Genomic DNA, 20,385 nt, shown 5'->3' on the forward strand with positions numbered 1-20,385 from the left:
TCCAGAGTTGCACGCTGCATCGAGGGGCGTCAATATAGACGCATGTCGAAACAAGAGCTGCCCGTCCTCGGACAGGACGGCGTGGGCGGCTGCTGCCCCGGCCTGCTGTCCGCCCCGCTCACGACGGACGAGGCGGCCGAGCTGGCGCGGGTGTTCAAGGCGCTGGGCGATCCGGTGCGGCTCCGGCTCCTGTCGATGATCGCCTCGCGCGCGGGCGGGGAGGTGTGCGTGTGCGACCTGACGCCCGCGTTCGAGCTGGCGCAGCCGACGATCTCCCACCACCTGAAGCTGCTGCGCGAGGCCGGTCTGATCGACGGGGAGCGGCGGGGCACCTGGGTGTACTACCGGCTGGTTCCGGAGACGACCGACCGGCTGGCGAACATCCTGACCCGGCCCGGCGGGCCGCCGCTGCCGTCGGACGGGTGCGCGTGACGGCGTCTCCCGTGCGGCTCTCGTTCACCGACCGGTACCTCGCGGTGTGGATCCTGGCGGCGATGGCGGCCGGGCTCGGGATCGGACGTCTGGTGCCGGGCCTGGGCGGGTGGCTGGCCGCGGTGGAGGTCGGCGGGATCTCGCTGCCGATCGCGGTCGGGCTGCTGGTGATGATGTATCCGGTGCTGGCCAAGGTCCGTTATGACCGGCTGGACGCCGTGACCGGCGATCGGCGGCTCATGGCCGCCTCGCTGGTGGCGAACTGGGTCGTGGGGCCTGCCGTGATGTTCGTCCTGGCTTGGGTGTTCCTGGCCGACCAGGCCGACTACCGGACCGGTCTGATCATTGTGGGCCTGGCGCGCTGCATCGCCATGGTCATCATCTGGAACGACCTCGCCTGCGGCGACCGGGAGGCCGCCGCGGTCCTCGTCGCGCTCAACTCGGTGTTCCAGGTGCTCGCGTTCGGGCTGCTCGGGTGGTTCTACCTGGATCTGCTGCCCGGATGGCTGGGGCTCGGCGAGGGGCGGGGCCTCGACGTCTCCGCGTGGGGGATCGCCGTCAACGTGCTGGTGTTCCTGGGCGTCCCGCTCGCCGCGGGGTATCTCACCCGCCGGGTCGGCGAGCGGCGGCTCGGCCGGGAGCGCTACGAGGAGCGGGTGCTGCCGAGGCTGGGGCCGTGGGCGCTGTACGGCCTGTTGTTCACGATCGTCGTCCTGTTCGCCCTCCAGGGCGCGACGATCACCGCTCGCCCGTGGGACGTCGCGCGCATCGCCCTGCCGCTGCTGGCCTACTTCGCCATCATGTGGTTCGGGACGTTCGCGTTCGGCAGGGCCATCGGCCTCGCCTACGACCGGACCGCGACGCTGGCGTTCACCGCGGCGGGCAACAACTTCGAGCTCGCCATCGCCGTGGCCATCGCCACCTTCGGGGCCGCCTCGGGGCAGGCGCTCGCGGGGGTCGTCGGGCCGCTCATCGAGGTCCCGGTGCTGGTCGGTCTCGTGTACGTGTCGCTGGCCTGGCGGCGTCGCTTCGCCGCGTCGGAGAGGGAGCCGGTTCGTGTCGGATAAGCCGAGTGTCCTGTTCGTGTGCGTCCACAACGCGGGGAGGTCGCAGATGGCGGCGGCGTTCCTCGCCCGGGCGTCCGGTGGCGCGGTCGATGTGCGGTCCGCCGGGTCGGCGCCGGCGGAGGAGGTGAACCCGGCGGTGGTGGAGGCGATGGCCGAGGTCGGTATCGACGTCTCCGCCGAAGTGCCGAAGGTGCTGACGGCCGACGCGGTCCGGGTCTCGGACGTGTGCGTGACCATGGGGTGCGGTGACGCGTGTCCGGTCTTCCCCGGCAAGCGCTACCTCGACTGGGATCTCGCGGACCCCGCCGGGCAAGGCGTTGCGGCCGTCCGGCCGATCCGGGACGAGATCGAGCGGCGGGTGCGCGCCCTGCTCGACGATCTCGGTGCGGACGCGGTGCGGATCGTCCCGATGGGGGTCGAGCACGCAGATCAGGTGCTGGCGATCTACCGGGCGGGGATCGACGAGGGCGACGCCACCTTCGAGACCGCCGCGCCGGGCTGGGACGAGTTCGACGCGGCCAAGCTCGCGGAGCATCGGCTGGTCGCCCTCGACGAGCGGGACGATGTGCTCGGGTGGGCGGCGGTCAGTGCGGTGTCCGAACGGTGCGTCTACGCCGGGGTCGTCGAGCTTTCCCTTTACGTGCACCCACGGGCGCGGGGGCGCGGCGTCGGGCTGGCTCTGCTGCGGGCGCTCCTCGCCTCGACGGAGGCGGCGGGTGTCTGGACCGTCCAGGCCGGGATCTTCCCGGAGAACGCCGCCAGCCTCGCCCTGCATCGGAAGGCCGGGTTCCGGACGATCGGCGTTCGTGAGCGGGTCGGCCGCCACCATGGGACGTGGCGGGACGTGGTGCTGCTGGAGAGGCGCAGCCCCGTCATTTGAGCAGCCTGGACATGCGGCGGTCGGCCAGGGGTTTGCCTCCGGTCTGGCAGGTGGGGCAGTACTGGAGGGACGAGTCGGCGAAGGAGACCTCGCGGACGGTGTCGCCGCAGACGGGGCATTTCTCGCCGGTTCGGCCGTGGACGCGGAGGCCGGTCTTCTTCTCGCCCTTGAGGTCCTGGGCTTCGAGGCCGCGGGAGCGTTCGACGGCGTCTCGCAGGGTCGAGACGATCGCGTCGTGCAGGGTGGCGACGTCGGTGTCGTCGAGGGTGGCGGCGATCTTGAACGGGGACATGCGGGCGGCGTGCAGGACCTCGTCGGAGTAGGCGTTGCCGATGCCCGCGATGACCTTCTGGTCGCGTAGGAGGCCCTTGATCTGGGTGCGTTTGCCCGTGACGATCTCGCGCAGGGCCTCCGGGGTGAACGTCTCGTCCAGGGGGTCGGGGCCGAGGGCGGCGATGCCGGGGACGTCGGCGGGGTCTCGGACGACGTAGACGGCGAGGCCCTTCTTCGTGCCGGCCTCGGTGAGGTCGAAGCCGGAGCCGTCGTCGAGGTGGAGGCGGAGGGCGAGCGGGTTCTTGGCGGACGGGCGGGCGGGTCTGGTGGGGACCTCGTCGCGCCAGCGGAGCCAGCCGGCGCGGGCGAGGTGGATCACCAGGTGGACGCCGTCGACGTCGAGGTCGATGAACTTGCCGTGCCGGGCGGCGTTCGTGATCGTCAGGCCGCCGAGGGCGGTCACCGGCGGGTCGTAGGTCTTGAGCGCGGAGATGGCGAGAACATCGACGCGGGCGACGGCCCGGCCGACCGCGCGTTCGCGCAGGAAGCCGGTCAGCGCCTCGACCTCTGGCAACTCGGGCATGGGACCAGTATCGGTGATGGCGGTGCTCGTCCACACCCCTGTGGATGGCTGTGGATAACCCTGTGCATAACTTGGCGATCGGCCCTGTGGGACGGGCCAGCGGCGGCGATACGTCCACAAACACCGACATATCGCAGGGGAAGGGCCGACCGGTTGTGCACACAGGCTGTGGATAACTTTCGCCGTGGGACCCCTGTTTTCGGCGCGCGCGCGGAGTGTCGTCCAGTGTGGCGCGGATCTCGAAATAACCCCTAGGGGGTACGGGTTGTCAGCGGTGTCCGGTTATGGCAGCATGGCGAACGCCAGATACCCCCCAGGGGTAATCGAGAGAGAGGTTCCGAGATGAGCACCAGCACCTACACCGTCGCCGGGATGACCTGCGGGCACTGCGTCAGCGCGGTCACGGAGGAAGTCGGCGGGGTCGCGGGCGTCACGAACGTGGACGTCGACCTGCAGTCCGGCACCGTGACCGTGACGAGCGAGGGACCCGTCGACGTCGAGCTCATCCGGGCCGCCGTCGACGAAGCCGGTTACGAACTCAAGGCATAACGGACGGAGTGAACGGTCATGAACACCGCGACCAAGCTGGGGGCCTACGCTCTGGGCCTGGCCGCCGTCTTCGGCGCGCCCTCGGGGCCGGTAACGTCACCGGTCCCGTGGGCGCGGCCCCGGAGACGGAGAGCCACGGGCACGGCGGCGGGCACGCGGGCGGGACCGCCGCGAGTACGCAGGCTCCGGGCGGGCTCCAGGTTTCGGAGGACGGGTACACGCTGGCACCTCGGCGGTCGACCCTTGAGGCCGGGGAAAAGACGAACTTCTCCTTCACGATCAACGGTCCGGACGGCAAGCCCGTCACCGGGTTCGAGCCGCTGCACGGCAAGCGGCTGCACCTGATCGTCGCGCGCCGGGACCTGTCGGGGTTCCAGCATCTGCACCCGACGCTGGCGGGGGGCGTCTGGACCGTTCCGCTGACCCTGCCGGACGCGGGCGTCTACCGGTTCTTCACCGACTTCAAGCCGGTCGGTGCCGATCGCCAGTACACCTTGGGGACCGACATCAGCGTTCCCGGCGACCTGAAGCCGGTGCCGCTGCCCGAGCCGGAGCAGGTGGCGAAGGTGGACGGCTACGAGGTGCGGCTCGCGGGCACGCTCGTCCCGGGCGAGAGCAGCGAGCTGACGCTGAGCGTCGGCCGCAAGGACGGCGAGCCGGTCACCGACCTCCAGCCGTACCTGGAGGCTTACGGGCACCTGGTCGCGCTCCGCGCGGGCGACCTCGCCTACCTGCACGTCCACCCGGACGGCGAGCCGGGCGACGGCGAGACGAAGCCGGGGCCGGGGATCACGTTCTTCGCCGAGGCCCCGAGCGCGGGCGCCTACCGGCTCTACCTGGACTTCAAGCACGGCGACGAGGTCAGGACGGCCGAGTTCACCGTGTACGCGGGGCAGGGCGCGGTTCCAGCCGCGCCCGAGCCGCGCGAGAGCGAAACACCCGACGATGGCCACGGCCACACGCACTGACGAAGGAGGGGCGATGACTACCGGTGCGGAATCCGGGCGGGTCGAGCTGGCGATCGGCGGGATGACGTGCGCCTCGTGCGCCGCCCGCATCGAGAAGAAGCTCAACCGGATGGAAGGCGTGACCGCGACCGTCAACTACGCGACGGAGAAGGCGCGGGTCGAGTTCACCGGGGACGTGTCCCCGGACGACCTGATCGCAACGGTCGAGAAGACGGGGTACACCGCCGAACTGCCGCCTCCGCCGGAGGCGGCGGCCGATGCGCCCGAGCCGGTCGACGAGCTGGCGCCGCTGCGGCAGCGGCTGCTCACCTCGGTGGTGCTCGCGGTGCCGGTGATCGCGATGGCGATGGTCCCGGCCCTGCAGTTCGAGTACTGGCAGTGGCTGTCGCTGACGCTGGCCGCGCCCGTCGTGGTGTACGCGGGGTGGCCGTTCCACCGGGCGGCGTGGACGAACCTGCGGCACGGCGCCGCGACGATGGACACGCTCGTCTCGATGGGGACGCTCGCCGCGTTCGCCTGGTCGCTGTGGGCGCTGTTCTTCGGGACGGCCGGCGAACCGGGCATCAAGCACGGTTTCGAGTTCTCGATGACCCGTACCGACGGCTCGATGAACATCTACCTGGAGGCCGCGGCGGGCGTCATCGCGTTCATCCTCGCGGGCCGCTACTTCGAGGCGCGGTCCAAGCGGCGGGCGGGCTCGGCGCTGCGGGCGCTGCTGGAGCTCGGCGCGAAGGAGGTGTCGGTCGTCCGGGACGGCCGCGAGGAGCGGATCCCGGTCGAGAGCCTGCAGGTCGGAGACGTCTTCGTCGTCCGTCCCGGCGAGAAGATCGCCACCGACGGGACGGTCGAGGAGGGCTCGTCCGCGGTGGACGCGTCGCTGCTGACGGGCGAGTCGGTGCCGGTGGAGGTCGCCCCGGGCGACACGGTCGCGGGCGCGACGGTGAACGCGGGCGGACGGCTGCTGGTGCGGGCGACGCGGGTCGGTTCGGACACGCAGCTCGCGCAGATGGCGCGGCTCGTCGAGGACGCGCAGACCGGCAAGGCGCGGGTGCAGCGGCTCGCCGACCGGATCTCGGGGATCTTCGTGCCGGTGGTGATCGCGCTGGCCGTCGCGACGCTGGGCTTCTGGATCGGGACGGGCGCGGGTACGGCGGCCGCGTTCACCGCGGGGGTCGCGGTACTGATCATCGCCTGCCCGTGCGCGCTGGGCCTGGCCACCCCGACCGCCCTCATGGTCGGAACGGGCCGCGGCGCCCAGCTCGGGATCCTGATCAAGGGCCCGGAGGTGCTGGAGTCGACGCGGACGATCGACACGGTCGTCCTCGACAAGACCGGCACGGTCACGACGGGGAAGATGGCGCTGGTGGACGTCGTCACGGCCGACGGCGTGGACGACCGGGAGGCGCTCCGGCTGGCGGGGGCGCTGGAGGACGCCTCGGAGCACCCGATCGCGCAGGCCATCGCGCGGGGCGCGCGGGAGCGGGCCGGTGAACTCGGGACGGTCGAGGACTTCGCGAACGTCGAGGGCCTGGGCGTCCAGGGCATGGTGGACGGGCACGGCGTGCTCGTCGGCCGTCCGCAGCTCCTCGCGGAGTGGTCGCAGAAGCTGACGCCCGAGCTGGAGGCGGCGATGGCGGACGCGCAGGCGCTCGGCCGCACGGCGGTCGCGGTCGGCTGGGACGGTGCGGCGCGCGCGGTCCTGACCGTCGCGGACGAGGTGAAGCCGACGTCGGCGGAGGCGGTGCGGCGGCTGCGCGCGCTCGGGCTGCGGCCGGTGCTGCTGACCGGCGACAACGAGGCCGTCGCGCGGACGGTCGCGGACACCGTCGGGATCGACGAGGTCATCGCGGACGTCCTGCCGAAGGACAAGGTCGACGTCGTCAAGCGGCTGCAGGACGAGGGCCGGACGGTCGCGATGGTCGGGGACGGCGTGAACGACGCGGCGGCGCTCGCCCAGGCCGACCTGGGGCTCGCGATGGGCACCGGCACGGACGCGGCGATCGAGGCGTCGGACCTGACGCTGGTGCGCGGCGACCTGCGGGCGGCGGCGGACGCGATCAGGCTGTCGCGGCGCACGCTCCGGACGATCAAGGGGAACCTGTTCTGGGCGTTCGCCTACAACGTGGCCGCGCTGCCGCTGGCGGCGGCGGGGCTGCTCAGCCCGATGATCGCGGGCGGGGCGATGGCGTTCTCCTCGGTGTTCGTGGTGAGCAACAGCCTGCGGCTGCGCGGGTTCAAGGCGCTCGCCGACGACGACGGGCCGGTTCCGGCGGCCGCGGCGCCGCAGCGTCCGAAGGTGCCGGCGGGCTGATCGCCTCCGCGAGCGCGCGGTCCCTCATCGAGGGCCTCGCGCTCGCCGCGTCCACCGGGTGCGGAGCAGGTGGACGAGCGGGGCGAGCGCGGGGTCGGCGGCGGCCTCGTCGAGCGCCTCGGTGAGCTCCGCGTGGTAGGTCGGGGACGCCTTGTCCTGCACGGCCCGGCCCTCGCCGGTGATCTGCGTGTAGACGCCGCGGCGGTCGGCGGGGCAGTGGTCGCGCCTGGTCAGCCCGGCGTTCTCCAGCCGGGTGACGAGCCGGCTGACCGAGCTCTGGTTGAGGCCGATGAGGTCGGCCAGTTCCTGCATGCGCAGTTCGCCGTCGTCGGCGTCGACGAGCCGGCACAGCGCCCGGTACTCGGAGAGCCCGATGCCGTGCCGCCGCTGGAGCGCCTTGGCGATCCGCTGCTCGACGCGCCCGTGCAGGGTCACGATGCCGTCCCAGCGCAGGCCGTCCCAGCGCAGGCCGTCCCAGCGCAGGCCGTCCGTCCGCATTCTCCGTCACCCCGGTTCCCGTCTTGACATCAGCGTACCGCCGTTGCAAATATGCATGCACCTACAAAACATGTAGGTGCATGCATCTAAGGAGCGGACATGATCGAGCGCATCGCCACGACCCCCGACTGGTACGAGCCCTACAAGATCTCGCAGGCCATCAGGGCCGGCGGCGTCATCTACGTCTCCGGCCAGGCGGGCATCGACGAGCAGGGCCGGACGGTCCCCGGCGGCTTCCTCGAACAGGGCAGGCAGGCGTTCCGGAACGTGCGGCGCGTGCTGAACGAGGCCGGAGCCGACCTCACCGACGTCGTCAAGATCGGCATCTTCGTGCGGGACATGGCCGCCGACCTGGACGACGTCATCAAGCTCCGCGAGGAGTTCCTCAGCGAGCCCTACCCCGCCGACACGCTCCTCGAAGTCTCCTCGCTCGCGCAGCCCGACTGGCGCATCGAGGTCGAAGCCACCGCCGTCGCCCGCTGAACCCCGCCGCCGAAGAAGGAAGGGCAGACACCATGAGCGACCTCCTGCGCCCCTACACCGGGCCGCACCTCGACCTCCCCAACCGGATCGCGATGGCGCCGATGACGCGCGGGCGGGCGGACGACGCGACGGGCGTCCCGGGCCCGCCGACCGCCCAGTACTACGCGCAACGGGCCGGGGCCGGGTTGATCGTCACCGAGGGGATCTACCCGAACCCGCTCGGCAAGGGCGGCCCCGGCGTCCCCGGCCTGGTGACGAACGCGCAGGTCGACGGCTGGCGCGCGGTGACCGGCGCCGTGCACGCGGCGGGCGGGCGGATCTTCGCGCAGCTCTGGCACGTCGGGCGGATGACGCATCCCGTGACGCTCCCGGACGGTGCGACGCCCGTCGCGCCGTCGGCCGTCCGGATCGGATCGGCGCCGATCTTCACCCGGGACGGCCTCGTCCCGCACGTCGTCCCGCGCCCGCTGACGACCGCCGAGGCGGAGACGACGATCGCGGACTTCGCGAACGAGGCGCGGGCGGCGATCCGCGCGGGGTTCGACGGCGTCGAGGTCCACGGCGCGAACGGGTACCTGATCCAGCAGTTCCTCGCCGAGAACACGAACCGGCGCACCGACCGGTTCGGAGGCTCGCGGTCCGGACGGCTCCGGTTCGCGCTCGACGCGTCGAGGCCGTCGCGGACGCGGTCGGGCCGGAGCGGGTCGGCCTGCGGATCTCACCCGGCAACCCGGAGAACGAGATCGCCGAGCAGGATCCGCGGGGTACGTACCGGGCGCTCGTGGCCGCCCTCGAACCGCGCGGCCTCGCCTACCTGCACGTCATCGAGCGCGGGACGTACGGGGCGCTCGCCGACCTGCGGCCGCGCTGGTCGGGCACGCTGATCGGCAACTTCAACGGGCCCGAGCCGACGACGCGGCGGGCCGGGGAGGAGGCGGTCGCCGCCGGCCTGGCGGACGTCTTCTCGTTCGGCCGCCTGTTCATCGCCAACCCCGACCTCCCGCGGCGGTTCGCCGCGGACGCGCCGCTGGCGACGCACGATCCCCGGCGGGTCTACGGCGGCGGCGCGGAGGGTTACACCGACTATCCGGCACTGGCCGGGGCGTCGGTTCCGGCGTACTGATCGGCGAACTCGCCGGTCGGGGCGATCGGCGTGATGACGTCGATCAGGACGCCGTCCGGGTCGGCGACGATGAAGTGGCGCTGGCCGAAGTCCTCGTCGCGCAGCGGCAGTTCGGGGGCGCGGCCGCCGCGGACGACGAGCCGGTCCCATTCGGCGTCGACGTCCTCGACCTCGAAGTTGAGCAGCAGTCCCCGGACGGGCGCGCGGTACGCCGCGGGCAGCGTCGGGTGCGCGTGGTCGAGGAGCGCCAGTTCGTACGCGGGCGGGCCGGGCCGCCGCAGGCTGACGTACCAGTCCGCCTCGAAGGTCGGTTCGAACCCGAGCAGCCCGGTGTAGAAGTCGCGGGATTTCCCGATGTCGGAGCTGCAGATCACCGGATAGAAGCTGGTCAGCCGCATGGCAACGTCCTTTCACATACCGACGGTATGTGAAGGTACGCTATTGACGTACCATCGGTATGTCAACGTGGGGGCGGAATGGACGGCGGCGTACGGAGCAGGCAACGCGAGCAGACCCGGCGGACGCTGCTGCGCGAGAGCAGGCCGCTGTTCGCCGAGCGCGGCTACGGGGCGGTGGGGCTCGCGGAGATCGTGCGCGCCGCCGGGGTCACCAAGGGAGCGCTCTACCACCACTTCGAGGGGAAGGCCGACCTGTTCCGCGCGGTGCTGGCGGAGGTGCAGGGCGAGGTCGCGGCACGGGTCGCCGCGACCGCCGACGCCGAGGACGATCCGTGGGCGCGGCTACTGGCCGGATGCAAGGCGTTCCTGACGGCGAGCACCGCGCCGGGCGTCCAGCGCATCATGCTGGTGGACGGCCCGGCGGTGCTCGGATGGAGCGAGTGGCGCGCGATGGACGAGGGGGCGTCGGCCCGGCACCTCGTCGACGCGCTGACCGATCTCGTCGAGCGCGGCACGATCGCGCCGTGTCCGGTCGAGCCGCTCGCGCACCTGCTGTCCGGCGCGATGAACGAGGCGGCCCTGTGGCTGGCGGGATCCGCGCGGCCGGACCGCGACCTGGACGACGCGTGGGCCGCGCTCGCGCGGATGCTGGAGGCGTTCCGCGCCCGCTGACCGCCGTCCGATCAGCGGGGGACGTCCCAGAAGGCCAGCTCGTGGCGCATGCCTTCGAGGAAGAAGCGTTCGGCGCGCTCGGGGTCGGCGCCGGACTCGTCGATCATCTGCGCGCAGCGGCGGGTGAGGGCGGCGAAGCCGGGGTCGGCGTAGGTGTCGACCCAGCGGCGGTAGCGGGGCTCGGCGGGCGGGTTCTCGGCGAGACGCAGGCCGAGGGTGGAATATCCCCACATGCAGGGATAGAGGGCGGCGAGGCCGTCGGTGTAGGAGGCGGCGCTCGCCAGCAGGAACTCGCTGTAGGCGGCGCAGGCCGGGCCCTTCTTCGCGCCGCCGAGGTCGGCGCCGAACTCGGCGGACAGCGAGCGGTGCAGCGACAGCTCTTCGTGGAAGGTGGAGTGCGCCAGGTCGACGAGGTCGCCGAGGTGCGCGTCCGGGGCCTGCCAGGCGAGGCGGGAGAAGACGCGTACGTAGTCGAGGAGGTAGAGGTAGTCCTGTTCGAGCCAGGAGCGGAACACCGCCTCGTCGAGGTCGCCGCGGGCGATTCCCGCCACGGTCGGGTGCCGGAGCTGCTCGTCGACCAGCGGACGGCCGAGTTCTTCCAGGTGCGCCGCAAGACTCATGCCCGAATCGTCCCATGGACGGCATGGATCGGGGCCCCGCCGGACGGTGCGGTCCGGCCGGGGCCCCGATCGAACACCGATGTGTGGGGTCGCCTCTCGGCGAAAGGCACAACACGGCTCCAGCCGAACGGTATTCCGTGAAGGCAATAGGTGAGGCCCGGGGACACCAGGCACATCGGCTGCCTCGTATAACTGACGGGACCCCGGGGATTGTTCCCGGGCCCGTCCGGCGATCCGCGGATCCGCCTCGGGACCGCCTCCGGACCGCCCCGGGATTGGTCCACCTCGCGTCACACGGTTCCCCGCCGCCCCAAAGGCCGGTGGATGGCCCGAAACGGCCCCGGAAAATCCCCGAAGTCCCGCCTGCGCAGGCGAAATCCCTGCACAATGCTGCGAGTGACAAGGAAGTCGCGGACGGTGCCCCCCGAGCGGGACGCCGAACTGAGCCGCGCCCTGCGGGGCGCGCAGGACGGCGACGAGCCGTCCTTCCGACTGCTGTACCGCGACGTGCACCCCCGGCTGATCCGGTTCGCCGCCGCGCTCGTCGGCACGGACGCCGAGGACGTGACGTCGGAGGCGTGGCTGCAGATAGCCCGGGACCTGCCCGGCTTCCGCGGCGACCTGGACGGCTTCCGCGGCTGGACCGCGACGATCACCCGCTACCGGGCCCTGGACCATCTGCGCCGCACCTCCCGGCGGCCCGCCGCCGACCTGCCCGACGAGGCGCTCGCCGCGCTGGCGTCCGACGGCGACACCGAGGCGGACGCGCTGGACGGCATCGCCACCCGGGACGCGCTGCGGCTGATCGCCGAACTGCCCCCCGACCAGGCCGAGGCGGTGCTGCTGCGGGTGGTGGTGGGGCTGGACGCCAAGACCGCCGGGAAGGTGGTCGGCAAGCGTCCCGGCGCGGTCCGGACGGCCGCGTACCGGGGGCTGCGGCGCTCGCCGACCGGCTCGCGGCGGACGCGTCCGCGGTGGGGCCGGAGCGGCCGGGCGCGCTTCCCCTGCTGCAGGGTGACAAAAGCGGCGGTACCGGCGCTGAAGGGGTGAGATGAACGACGACCGCGGGTCCGGGCGGCCGAACCGCCGGACCGCCGAACTGCTCCTGTCCGGTTCCGCCCCGGCCGGGCGGCACGCCGCACTGCGCGCACTGCTCGACGCGGCGCCCCGCCCGAGACCGGACGCGCCGCCCGCCCGGCCGGGGAGGACGCCGCCGCGGCGCGTTCGGCCGCCGCGGCGGCTGCCGCACCTGTCCGGCCGGTCGCCGCCCCCGCCCGTCCACGACGGTCCGTCTTGCGGCGGTTCGTCACGGTCAAGGCCGTGGTCGTGACCGTGTCCGTCGCCCTGTTCGGCGGCGTCGCGTACGCGACGATCACCGGGAACTTCCCCGGACACGACGAACAACGCGATACCGTCCCCCCGGCCGGCGCCCTCCATCACCGACCCGAATGCGCCCGGACGGCACGACCAGCCGGTCGCCCCGACCGCGCTGTCGAGCCCGAACACGCGCTCGTCCGCCCCGGCGACCGAACCCGACCCGGTCACCGCGCCGGACCGCCCCGGACGGACGCCGGACGCGGGCGGTCGCCGAGCGCGAAGCCGCCGTCTCCCCCCTCCGCGACCACCGGGCCGCCCGAGCACGCGGTGAAGCCGTCCCCCGGACGCCCCAGCGACCTCCCCACGGGCCCGAACGAGAACGCGAACCCCCGGGCGGAAGAACGGGCGAACGGGCAGAAGACCCGCAACGGCCCGCTTCCCCGGAGCAACGGCGACAACCGGCGGGACTAGGCGGCGAGGTCGCCGAACCCGTGGTCGCGGGCCTGGAAGAAAAAAGTTCGGGCCGGGTGTCCATATGGTGAGGTCCCGTTCGTGGACAGGGCGTACGGCGAACACAACACGGGAGCGAACACCATGAAGTACATGCTGCTGATCAACGCCGGCCCGGCGGACAGCGCGGAGGAGGCGGAGGCGCAGGCCGTCTGCGAGTTCGCGGACTGGCAGAAGTTCGACGACCAGATCCAGGGCGCGGGCGTCGTCGTCGCGTCGCACGCGCTCGCCGACCTGACCACCGCGACGAAGGTCCGGGTCACCGCCGACGGCGAGCGGGTCATCACGACGGACGGGCCGTTCGCCGAGGCCCGCGAGGTGCTCGGCGGGTACTACGTGATCGACGTGCCCGACCTGGACGCGGCGCTCGACTGGGCCGCGCGCTGCCCCGGCGCCCGCGACGGCTCCATCGTCGTCCGTCCGGTGACCGACGAGTACTGACATGACCGGACCGGACGCCCGGGCCTCGGTGGAGGCGATCTTCCGGGAGGAGCGGGGGCTGCTGCTGGCCGCGCTCGTCCGGCGGTTCGGGGACCTCGACCTGGCGGAGGAGGTCGCCTCGGACGCGATCGAGGCGGCCCTCGTCCACTGGCCCGTTCGGGGGGTTCCGCCGAGCCCGGGCGCCTGGCTGATGACGACGGCGCGGCGCAGGGCCGTCGACCGGCTGCGGCGCGACAAGGCGTACGCGGCGCGCCTCGCGCTCCTGCAGGTGGAGGCGGAGCGCGCCGGGCCCGTCCCGGCGGCGGATCCGGGCGGCGGGCTCCCGGACGAGCGGCTGCAGCTGTTCTTCACGTGCGCGCATCCGGCGCTGGACGCCGAGGACCGGACGGCGCTCACGCTGCGCTGCCTCGCGGGCCTGACGACGCCCGAGGTCGCGCGGTCGTTCCTCGTCCCGACGGCGACCATGGCGAAGCGGATCGTCCGGGCGAAGCACCGGATCCGCACGGCCCGGATCCCGTTCCGGGTGCCCGGACCGGACGAGCTGCCCGCGCGGCTGCCGGGCGTCCTGCAGGTCCTCTACTCGATCTTCACCGAGGGGTACGCCGCGGCCCGCGGCGACCTCGCGGAGGAGGCGGTGCGGCTCGCCCGCATCCTGCACCGGCTGCTGCCGGACGAGCGCGAGACCGCGGGGCTGCTCGCGCTGCTGCTGCTCACGCACGCGCGGCACGCGGCGCGGCTCGCCCCGGACGGCGGCCTGCTCCTGCTGGACGAGCAGGACCGGGCGCGCTGGGACCGCGCGCTCATCGACGAGGGGCGCGGGCTGGCGGAGGAGTCGCTGACCGGCGGCGCGCCCGGCCCGTACGGGGCTGCAAGGCCGCGATCGCCGCGCTGCACGACGAGGCACCGGACGTCGCGTCCACCGACTGGCCGCAGATCGTCGCGCTGTACGACGTCCTGTTCGCGCTGACGCCGTCGCCCGTCGTGGCGCTGAACCGGGCGGCGGCGGTGGCGATGCGCGACGGGCCGGAGGCGGGGCTGGCGCTGCTGGACGAGCTGGCGGGCGAGCCTCGGCTGCGCGGCTACCACCCGTACGCGGCCGCCCGCGCGGACCTGCTCCGCCGCCTCGGCCGTCTCACCGAGGCGGCGGAGGCGTACCGGGAGGCCATCGGGCTCGCCGAGACCGACCGCGAGCGGGCGCTGCTGCGGCGGATGCTCGACGCTGTCGAGGCCAGGTGATTCTGGTAGGGTCGGGCGCAACGAAAGGAGGAGGTGAGTTGATGACTGCCGTGCGCGGTACCTCAGTCGTCCTTACTTCCTGGGCTCAGGTCTGACATCAGGCCATTCGGGCCCCAGTCCTTTCGAGGTCTTTCAGTTGTCTCAGACTGTCATCGAGGCGTTGCTCGCCTTGCACCACGGGCTGCCCAGGCAGGGCCCCGGTTCCGACGCCACCACCCGGCGGCTGCTGTCGCTCGCGGGGCCGGGTCCCGGCGCGCCGCGCGCGCTCGACGCGGGCAGCGGCCCGGGCCGGGCGGCGCTGGTGCTGGCCGCCGAGGCGAACGCGCGGGTCGACGCCGTCGACCTGTACCGTCCGTTCCTGCTGGAGCTCCTGGACGCCGCCGAGCGGCAGGGCGTGCACGACCGCGTCCGCGCGATGTGCTGCTCCATGGACCGGCTCCCCTTCCCCGACCAGGTCTTCGACCTGGTCTGGAGCGAGAGCGCGGTCTACAACATCGGGCTGGACGCCGCGCTGCGCGGGTGGCGCCGGCTGCTGGCCCCGGACGGCGTCGTCGTCGTCACCGAGATCGAGTGGGCCGCCGACGAGCCGTCCCCGCAGGCCCGCGCCTGGTGGGAGCCCGTCTACCCGGTGCGCACGGCGGAGGAGAACGCCGCGATCGTCCGGGCCGCCGGGTACGAGGTGGTCGCGCGGCTGCCGCTGCCCGAAACCGACTGGTGGGAGGAGTACTACACCCCGCTGGAGGAGCGGATCGGGGCGGCCGACCTGTCGCGGCCCGGCATGGCCGAGGCCGTCGCTGGGACCCGCGAGGAGATCGCGCTGCGCCGGGCGCACGGCGAGGACTACCGGTACACCGGATATGTCCTGCGGCCGGTCGACCGGCCGGCCACCGCCTGGACGACCCGCACCGAGACGCCCGCCGACGTGGACGTCATCCGCGAGATCGTCCGGACGGCCTTCCCCACGGCGGAGGAATCCGCGCTGGTCGACGCGCTGCGCGCCGACACCGCGGCGTGGATTCCCGGCCTGTCGGTGGTCGCCGGGGCACCGGACGGCCGCGTCGCCGGGCACGCGCTGTTCACGCGCTGCCACGTCGGCGACGAGCCCGCCGCTGGCGCTCGCGCCGGTCGCGGTGGCGCCCGACGCCCAGCGGCGGGGCGCCGGGGCGGCCGCGATCCGGGCGGGCTCGACGCGGCGCGGGCGATGGGCGAGAACCTGGTGGTGGTCCTCGGGCATCCCGAGTACTACCCCCGGTTCGGGTTCGAGCGCGCGTCCGCGTACGGGATCCGCGCGGCGTTCGACGCGCCGGACGACGCGCTGATGGCGCTCGGACTGGACGCGTCGCGTCCGGTGCCGGGCGGCGTCATCCGCTACGCGGCGCCGTTCGGCGTCTGATCCTCGTGTCCTCGTGACCGGGCGGCGGGCCGCACCGGCCCGCCGCCCGGTCATCCGAGGTCGGACGGCAGCACCTATGAGCACCTCGCCGAGCGGGCCGAGGCTGCGGGGTTGACCTCAACCAATATCGAGGTCTCAGAGTGGTGCACGGGCCGGTCGGTCGGCCCAGTCATCTGACGGATGCCCGGTCATGACCGGCCTCCGTAGCTTCGAGGACATCACGAAGAGCCCGCTCAAGGAGAAGAGATGACCGACACACCGCTCCGCCTCGCGATCATCATCGGCAGCACCCGGGAGGGCCGGTTCGGGCCCACGGTCGGCGCGTGGTTCGCCGAACAGGCCCGGCAGCGCGACGACATGATCGTCGACGTGGTCGACGTCGCGGACGCCGAACCGCCGTCGGCGCTCGGCGCCCGGACGTCCGAGAACTTCGCCCGCGCGTCCGAGACGCTGGCCGCGGCCGACGCCTACACCGTCGTGACCTGCGAGTACAACCACAGCTACCCCGGCACCTTGAAGAACATGATCGATCACCACTTCCACGAGTGGCGGGCGAAGCCCGTCGGGTTCGTGTCGTACGGGGGGCTCGCGGGCGGCCGGATGGCCGTCGAGCACCTGCGCGGCGTCTTCGCCGAGCTGCACGCCGTGACGATGCGCGACATGGTGAGCTTCCACCAGCCGTGGAACTGGTTCGGCGACGACGCCGGCCGGTCGCCGCCGAGGGCGCGGGCGCCGCCGCGAAGGTGCTGCTCGACCAGGTCGCCTGGTGGGGGCACGCGCTGCGCGACGCCCGGTCCGTCCGGCCGTACGGGGCCTGACATGACCACGACGACCGCGCCCAGGGCCGTCCCCGCGAGCGGGACGGCCCCCGGGCCGATGACGATCGCGCTCGTGCTCGTCCTCGGCTCCATCATGATCAGCCTGGACATGACGGTGGTGAACGTCGCCGTCAACCGGCTGTCGCAGCAGTTCACCGCCCCGCTCGCCACCATCCAGTGGGTCGCGACCGGGTACTCGCTGGCGCTCGGCGCCGTCATGCCGACGACCGCGTGGGCGATCGGCCGGTTCGGCGCCCGGCGGCTGTACCTGGCCGCGATCGCCGCGTTCGGCGGCGCGTCCGTGCTGGCCGGGCTCGCCTGGAACATCGAGTCGCTGATCGCGTTCCGCGTGCTGCAGGGGTTCAGCGGCGGCCTGGTGATGCCCGTCGGCATGACGATCCTGCTGCGCGCCGCGAACAAGGACGAGCTGGGCAAGGCGATGAGCACGATGGGCCTGGCGATCCTCGTCGGGCCGCTCGCCGGGCCCGTCCTCGGCGGCTGGCTCATCGACGAGGTGTCGTGGCGGTGGATGTTCTTCATCAACGCGCCGATCACCGTCGCGGTGGTGGTGCTCGCCGCGCGGCTGTTCCCCCGGGACGTCGCGGGGGAGCGTCGCCCGCTGGACGTCGTCGGGCTGCTCCTGCTCTCCCCCGGTCTCGCCGTGCTGATGTACGGGGTGACGAGCGGCGGCGAGCGCGGCGACTTCGCGGCGCCGGGCGTCCTGGTGCCGCTGCTGGCGGGCGCGGCGCTGGTCGCCGGGTTCGTCGTGCGGGCGCTGACCGCCGCGAACCCGCTGATCGACCTGCGGCCGTTCCGCGACCGGACGTTCGCGGCGGCCACCGCGACGCTGACGCTGTTCGCGGCCGGCTACTTCGGCTCGATGCTGCTCCTCCCCCTCTATCTGCAGGTCGTGCGGGGCGAGTCGGCGACGATGGCGGGGCTGCTCGGCATCCCGTTCGCGCTCGGCTCCGGCCTCGCGATGCAGGTCGCGGGCCGGATCGTCGACCGGGTGCCGCCGGGACGGGTCGTCCCGGTGACGGTCGCGCTCGGGCTGACCGGGTTCGCGCTGTTCGCCGCGCAGCTCGACGCGGACGCGCCCTACTGGGCGCTGTGCGCGACGATGGTGCTGATGGGCGCGGGCGGCGGCGCGACGATGATGCCCGCGATCACGGCGGCGACGCGCGGCATGTCGCACGAGCAGGCCCCCGCCGCGAGCACCACCGTCAACCTGATCAACACGACCGCCGGAGCGATCGGGACGGCGCTGGCGTCGGTGGTGCTGGCGACGAGGATGGACGACCTGGTGCCCGCGGGGGACGGCGGCGCGCTGCAGGCCGTCCACGCGCTCGGCGCGGGCGCCCGCGCCGCGATCGCCGATCCCCTCGCCGGGACGTTCCGGTACACCTACCTGTTCGCGGTCGCGCTGATCGCGCTGGCGATCGTCCCCGCCCTGCTCCTCCCGCGCCGGACCGGGACGGACGCCGAGTGATCCGCCCCGGGAACGCCCGGCCGGACGCGTCCGGCCGGGCGTCCGCGTTCGGACGTCAGATCTCCTTGAGGAAGCCGCCGTCGACGGCGATCTCGGCGCCCGTCGTGCTCGCCGAGCGCGGCGACGCCAGCAGCACGACCGCGTCCGCTACCTCCTGCGGGTCCACGAGACGGCCCGTGACCAGGTTCATCATCTCCGCCGCCCCGCCATCCAGGATCGCGTCGCGGTCGGCGCCGGTCGCCCCCGCCAGGACGTCGGCCGCGCCGCCCTCGTCCGTCCACCACGCGGTCCGGACCGGGCCCGGCGACACGGTGTTCACCCGGATCCCCTGCGGCCCGTACTCCTCCGAGAGCCCCTTCGTCAGGTTGTTCACGGCGGCCTTCGCGGCGTTGTAGTCGAAGTTCATCGGGCCCGGCCGCCGCCCGTTCCCGGACGAGACGTTCACGATCGACGCCGCGTCGCTGCCCAGCAGGTGCGGGATCGCCGCCCGGACCGCACGGACCAGGGCGAACAGGTTGAACTCGAACATCGCGCGCCAGTCGTCGTCGCCGGGGGTCAGGAACCCGAACCGGGGCAGCGTCGTCCCGGGCGGCGGGCCGCCCGCGTTGTTCACCAGGACGTCGAGGCCGCCGAACGTCTCGACCGCGCGCCGGACGGCCTCCGCCGGGGCGTCCGGGTCCATGAGGTCGGCCGGGACGTGCAGGAGGTTCGGCCCGGCGAGCGCGTCGAGGTCCGCACCGGACTTGCGGGACACGGCGGCCACGCGGGCGCCCTCGTCCAGCAGGGTACGGACGACGGCGAGGCCGATGCCCTTCGAGGCGCCGGTGACGACCGCGACACGGCCGGTGAGCTGCAGGTCCATGGGATTCCGTTCGTCGGTGCGCACGCCGCCCCTGCGGCGTGCCATGCGTGAGAACCCCGCCGCCGTGCGGGCGGTTGCACCCGGTTCGCCCGCGTTCGTCAGTGCTCGGGGTGCCAGGCGTTCGCGCGGACGCGGCCGAACTGGACGTCCGCGAAGTGGATGCCGAACGCGCGGGTGCGGCGGTCGTCCAGTTCGTCCACGAGGCGGCGCCGGGCCTCGATCCCGGCCTCCTGGTCGGCGTCGAGGGCGACCCGCCAGCCGGGGTGCTCGATCTGGACGGGCGAGTGGAACGAGTCGCCGAGGGCGATGAGCCGTTCGCCGCGCGACTCCAGGACGTACGCGGTGTGGCCGGGGGTGTGGCCGGGGGTGGCGAGGACGCGGACGCCGGGGAAGATCTCGTCGCCGTCGCCGATCGTCTCGACGCGGTCGGCGATCGCGTCGAGTTCGCCGCCGTGCCGGTGGTCCCATTCGGGCGCGGCGACCAGGTGCCGGGCGAACCGGTCGGACCAGCCGATGTGGTCGGGGTGCAGGTGTGTGTAGGCGACGGCCTCGACCTGGTCGGGCGTGCGCCCGAGTGCGGCGAGGTTGTCGAGGAATGAGCCGGTGGTGATCGCGCCGACGTGCGCGTTCGCGGGGTCGTCGGCCTGCGACACGGTGCCGAAGCCCGCGTCGATCAGCAGGGCGCGGTCGCCGTGCTCGACGAGCAGGCCGCCCATGCTCGCCACGAGCGCGTCCGATTCGTCCAGGACGTCCGGATGGCGCGCCCAGTCGTCGTCGGTGGTGCCGGGGAACCAGCCGCGCGACCGCAGCCGTCCGACGCCGTCGGGGACATAGCTGACGCGGAGCTCGCCGACCTCGGTCGTCCGGATCCCGGCCTCGGTGTTCCACCTGCTCATGGCATGCCTCCACGGCGACGGGGCCGCCCGGCGCGGCCCGACACCGGAAGAACTTACAACTCAAATCATTCAAGCTGCAAGCTTTATCGGGATGCGTAGACTGTTCGCGTGGAAGCGCGAGCGGAACCGGAAGCCCTGGCCGAGCAGGAGATCTGCGGGCTGGTGAAGGGCCTCGCCACGCAACTTGAGGTGCACGTCCGCGAGCGCGCGGTCAACCTCGACCTGACCGCCCCGCAGGCGACCGCGCTGCGCGAGCTGGCCGGCCCCATGACGATGCGCGACCTCGCCGAACGGATGAGCTGCGAGGCGTCCAACGCGACGTTCATCGTCGACCGGCTGGAACGGCTCGGCCTCGTCGAACGCCGCCCCCACCCCACCGACCGGCGCGCCAAGATCCTCGCGCTGACGCGGCGAGGCACCGACGTCCGCGACCGGCTCCTCGCCATGCTGGTCGAGGACTCGCCGGTCACCCGGCTCACGCAGGAGGAGCAGCGGACGCTCCGCGAACTCCTCCTGCGCGCGACCGGCCGCGCCTGACGCACGTCCGGCCGTACGACCCGGCGGCC

At 73.2% G+C, this 20,385-nt stretch carries 23 protein-coding genes and 2 pseudogenes; 19 read left to right on the forward strand and 6 right to left on the reverse strand.

From position 1 onward, the window contains the following. Window positions 1-42 precede the first annotated feature (42 nt). The 4 genes and pseudogenes from BJF79_RS06525 (at window position 43) to BJF79_RS57050 (ending at window position 2,379) form a co-directional block, all read left to right on the forward strand. Window positions 43-432, forward strand: a complete 390-nt coding sequence (locus BJF79_RS06525; protein WP_075895464.1) for an ArsR/SmtB family transcription factor — start codon at window positions 43-45, stop codon at window positions 430-432. After that, window positions 429-1,499, forward strand: coding sequence for an ACR3 family arsenite efflux transporter (gene arsB / locus BJF79_RS06530; RefSeq protein ID WP_316043284.1), 1,071 nt, complete (start codon window positions 429-431; stop codon window positions 1,497-1,499). Before BJF79_RS06525 ends, arsB begins: the two co-directional genes overlap by 4 nt. A 46-nt stretch (window positions 1,500-1,545) precedes the next feature. Further along, window positions 1,546-1,890: pseudogene (locus BJF79_RS57045) on the forward strand (phosphotyrosine protein phosphatase); the annotation flags it as partial. An 18-nt stretch (window positions 1,891-1,908) separates the two neighbouring features. After that, the gene (locus tag BJF79_RS57050; RefSeq protein WP_187356964.1) at window positions 1,909-2,379 is read left to right on the forward strand and encodes a GNAT family N-acetyltransferase; all 471 of its coding nucleotides are present in this window, start codon (window positions 1,909-1,911) and stop codon (window positions 2,377-2,379) included. Here the strand turns inward: BJF79_RS57050 and BJF79_RS06540 are convergent. After that, window positions 2,372-3,235, reverse strand: a complete 864-nt coding sequence (locus BJF79_RS06540; protein WP_075895467.1) for an Fpg/Nei family DNA glycosylase — start codon at window positions 3,233-3,235, stop codon at window positions 2,372-2,374. The genes BJF79_RS57050 and BJF79_RS06540 overlap by 8 nt on opposite strands. Before the next feature lie 342 nt (window positions 3,236-3,577). Between BJF79_RS06540 and BJF79_RS06545 the strand changes: the two genes are divergently transcribed. The 3 genes from BJF79_RS06545 to BJF79_RS06555 all read left to right on the forward strand — a co-directional run bounded on the left by BJF79_RS06545 (window position 3,578) and on the right by BJF79_RS06555 (window position 7,063). After that, entirely contained in the window at window positions 3,578-3,784 is a 207-nt protein-coding gene (locus BJF79_RS06545; RefSeq protein WP_075895468.1) for a heavy-metal-associated domain-containing protein, read from the forward strand. Window positions 3,785-3,891: 107 nt separating this feature from the next. Continuing rightward, window positions 3,892-4,752, forward strand: coding sequence for a hypothetical protein (locus BJF79_RS06550; RefSeq protein ID WP_316043285.1), 861 nt, complete (start codon window positions 3,892-3,894; stop codon window positions 4,750-4,752). A gap of 13 nt (window positions 4,753-4,765) precedes the next feature. Further along, window positions 4,766-7,063: a heavy metal translocating P-type ATPase gene (locus tag BJF79_RS06555; protein WP_075895469.1), complete on the forward strand. Its 2,298-nt coding sequence runs from the start codon at window positions 4,766-4,768 to the stop codon at window positions 7,061-7,063. Between the two features lie 24 nt (window positions 7,064-7,087). Here BJF79_RS06555 and BJF79_RS06560 read toward each other — a convergent pair whose 3' ends face one another. Beyond that, window positions 7,088-7,561 carry a MarR family winged helix-turn-helix transcriptional regulator gene (locus BJF79_RS06560; RefSeq protein WP_075895470.1) on the reverse strand — a complete coding sequence of 158 codons (474 nt, stop codon included), beginning with the start codon at window positions 7,559-7,561 and terminating at the stop codon, window positions 7,088-7,090. Between the two features lie 99 nt (window positions 7,562-7,660). On the opposite strand from BJF79_RS06560, the gene BJF79_RS06565 reads away from it, so the two are divergent. Together BJF79_RS06565 and BJF79_RS06570 are read left to right on the forward strand one after the other, a co-directional pair. Further along, on the forward strand, window positions 7,661-8,044 hold the full coding sequence (locus BJF79_RS06565) for a RidA family protein (RefSeq protein ID WP_075895471.1): 384 nt from the start codon (window positions 7,661-7,663) through the stop codon (window positions 8,042-8,044). A gap of 32 nt (window positions 8,045-8,076) precedes the next feature. Next, window positions 8,077-9,167, forward strand: a pseudogene (locus tag BJF79_RS06570) (alkene reductase). Here the strand turns inward: BJF79_RS06570 and BJF79_RS06575 are convergent. Next, on the reverse strand, window positions 9,128-9,565 hold the full coding sequence (locus BJF79_RS06575) for a VOC family protein (RefSeq protein WP_075895472.1): 438 nt from the start codon (window positions 9,563-9,565) through the stop codon (window positions 9,128-9,130). The pseudogene BJF79_RS06570 and the gene BJF79_RS06575 overlap by 40 nt on opposite strands. Window positions 9,566-9,643: 78 nt before the next feature. Here BJF79_RS06575 and BJF79_RS06580 point away from each other — a divergent pair, with 78 nt between their 5' ends. After that, entirely contained in the window at window positions 9,644-10,237 is a 594-nt protein-coding gene (locus BJF79_RS06580; RefSeq protein ID WP_075895473.1) for a TetR/AcrR family transcriptional regulator, read from the forward strand. Between the two features lie 11 nt (window positions 10,238-10,248). Here BJF79_RS06580 and BJF79_RS06585 read toward each other — a convergent pair whose 3' ends face one another. Next, window positions 10,249-10,857 carry a TenA family protein gene (locus tag BJF79_RS06585; RefSeq protein ID WP_075895474.1) on the reverse strand — a complete coding sequence of 203 codons (609 nt, stop codon included), beginning with the start codon at window positions 10,855-10,857 and terminating at the stop codon, window positions 10,249-10,251. Window positions 10,858-11,274: 417 nt separating this feature from the next. On the opposite strand from BJF79_RS06585, the gene BJF79_RS06590 reads away from it, so the two are divergent. From BJF79_RS06590 to BJF79_RS06625, 8 genes are all read left to right on the forward strand, one after another. Next, a complete protein-coding gene (locus tag BJF79_RS06590) occupies window positions 11,275-11,907 on the forward strand; it encodes an RNA polymerase sigma factor (RefSeq protein ID WP_075895475.1) in 633 nt (210 codons plus the stop codon). Window position 11,908: 1 nt separating this feature from the next. Next, window positions 11,909-12,187 carry a hypothetical protein gene (locus tag BJF79_RS06595; protein WP_075895476.1) on the forward strand — a complete coding sequence of 93 codons (279 nt, stop codon included), beginning with the start codon at window positions 11,909-11,911 and terminating at the stop codon, window positions 12,185-12,187. Next, window positions 12,184-12,645: a hypothetical protein gene (locus tag BJF79_RS06600; protein WP_143219746.1), complete on the forward strand. Its 462-nt coding sequence runs from the start codon at window positions 12,184-12,186 to the stop codon at window positions 12,643-12,645. Before BJF79_RS06595 ends, BJF79_RS06600 begins: the two co-directional genes overlap by 4 nt. A gap of 81 nt (window positions 12,646-12,726) precedes the next feature. Then, the gene (locus tag BJF79_RS06605; protein ID WP_262401623.1) at window positions 12,727-13,125 is read left to right on the forward strand and encodes a YciI family protein; all 399 of its coding nucleotides are present in this window, start codon (window positions 12,727-12,729) and stop codon (window positions 13,123-13,125) included. A 1-nt stretch (window position 13,126) separates the two neighbouring features. Beyond that, window positions 13,127-14,092, forward strand: coding sequence for an RNA polymerase sigma factor (locus BJF79_RS06610; protein WP_262401624.1), 966 nt, complete (start codon window positions 13,127-13,129; stop codon window positions 14,090-14,092). A 14-nt stretch (window positions 14,093-14,106) separates the two neighbouring features. Continuing rightward, a complete protein-coding gene (locus BJF79_RS58720; RefSeq protein WP_262401625.1) occupies window positions 14,107-14,361 on the forward strand; it encodes a hypothetical protein in 255 nt (84 codons plus the stop codon). Window positions 14,362-14,497: 136 nt separating this feature from the next. Then, the gene (locus BJF79_RS65305; RefSeq protein WP_316043288.1) at window positions 14,498-15,754 is read left to right on the forward strand and encodes a bifunctional class I SAM-dependent methyltransferase/N-acetyltransferase; all 1,257 of its coding nucleotides are present in this window, start codon (window positions 14,498-14,500) and stop codon (window positions 15,752-15,754) included. Window positions 15,755-16,000: 246 nt separating this feature from the next. Continuing rightward, on the forward strand, window positions 16,001-18,061 hold the full coding sequence (locus tag BJF79_RS06625) for a DHA2 family efflux MFS transporter permease subunit (protein ID WP_316043289.1): 2,061 nt from the start codon (window positions 16,001-16,003) through the stop codon (window positions 18,059-18,061). A 55-nt stretch (window positions 18,062-18,116) separates the two neighbouring features. Here the strand turns inward: BJF79_RS06625 and BJF79_RS06630 are convergent, their stop codons facing one another. After that, complete coding sequence (locus tag BJF79_RS06630) at window positions 18,117-18,968, reverse strand: SDR family NAD(P)-dependent oxidoreductase (protein WP_262401626.1); 852 nt, start codon at window positions 18,966-18,968, stop codon at window positions 18,117-18,119. Window positions 18,969-19,021: 53 nt separating this feature from the next. Beyond that, window positions 19,022-19,819 (reverse strand): MBL fold metallo-hydrolase, encoded by a 798-nt coding sequence (locus tag BJF79_RS06635; RefSeq protein ID WP_075895480.1) that lies wholly within the window; start codon window positions 19,817-19,819, stop codon window positions 19,022-19,024. A 108-nt stretch (window positions 19,820-19,927) separates the two neighbouring features. Between BJF79_RS06635 and BJF79_RS06640 the strand changes: the two genes are divergently transcribed. Further along, the gene (locus BJF79_RS06640; RefSeq protein ID WP_075895481.1) at window positions 19,928-20,356 is read left to right on the forward strand and encodes a MarR family winged helix-turn-helix transcriptional regulator; all 429 of its coding nucleotides are present in this window, start codon (window positions 19,928-19,930) and stop codon (window positions 20,354-20,356) included. The last annotated feature ends 29 nt before the right edge of the window (window positions 20,357-20,385 follow it).

It is taken from the genome of Actinomadura sp. CNU-125 (assembly GCF_001942465.1).
Lineage (GTDB): Bacteria > Actinomycetota > Actinomycetes > Streptosporangiales > Streptosporangiaceae > Spirillospora.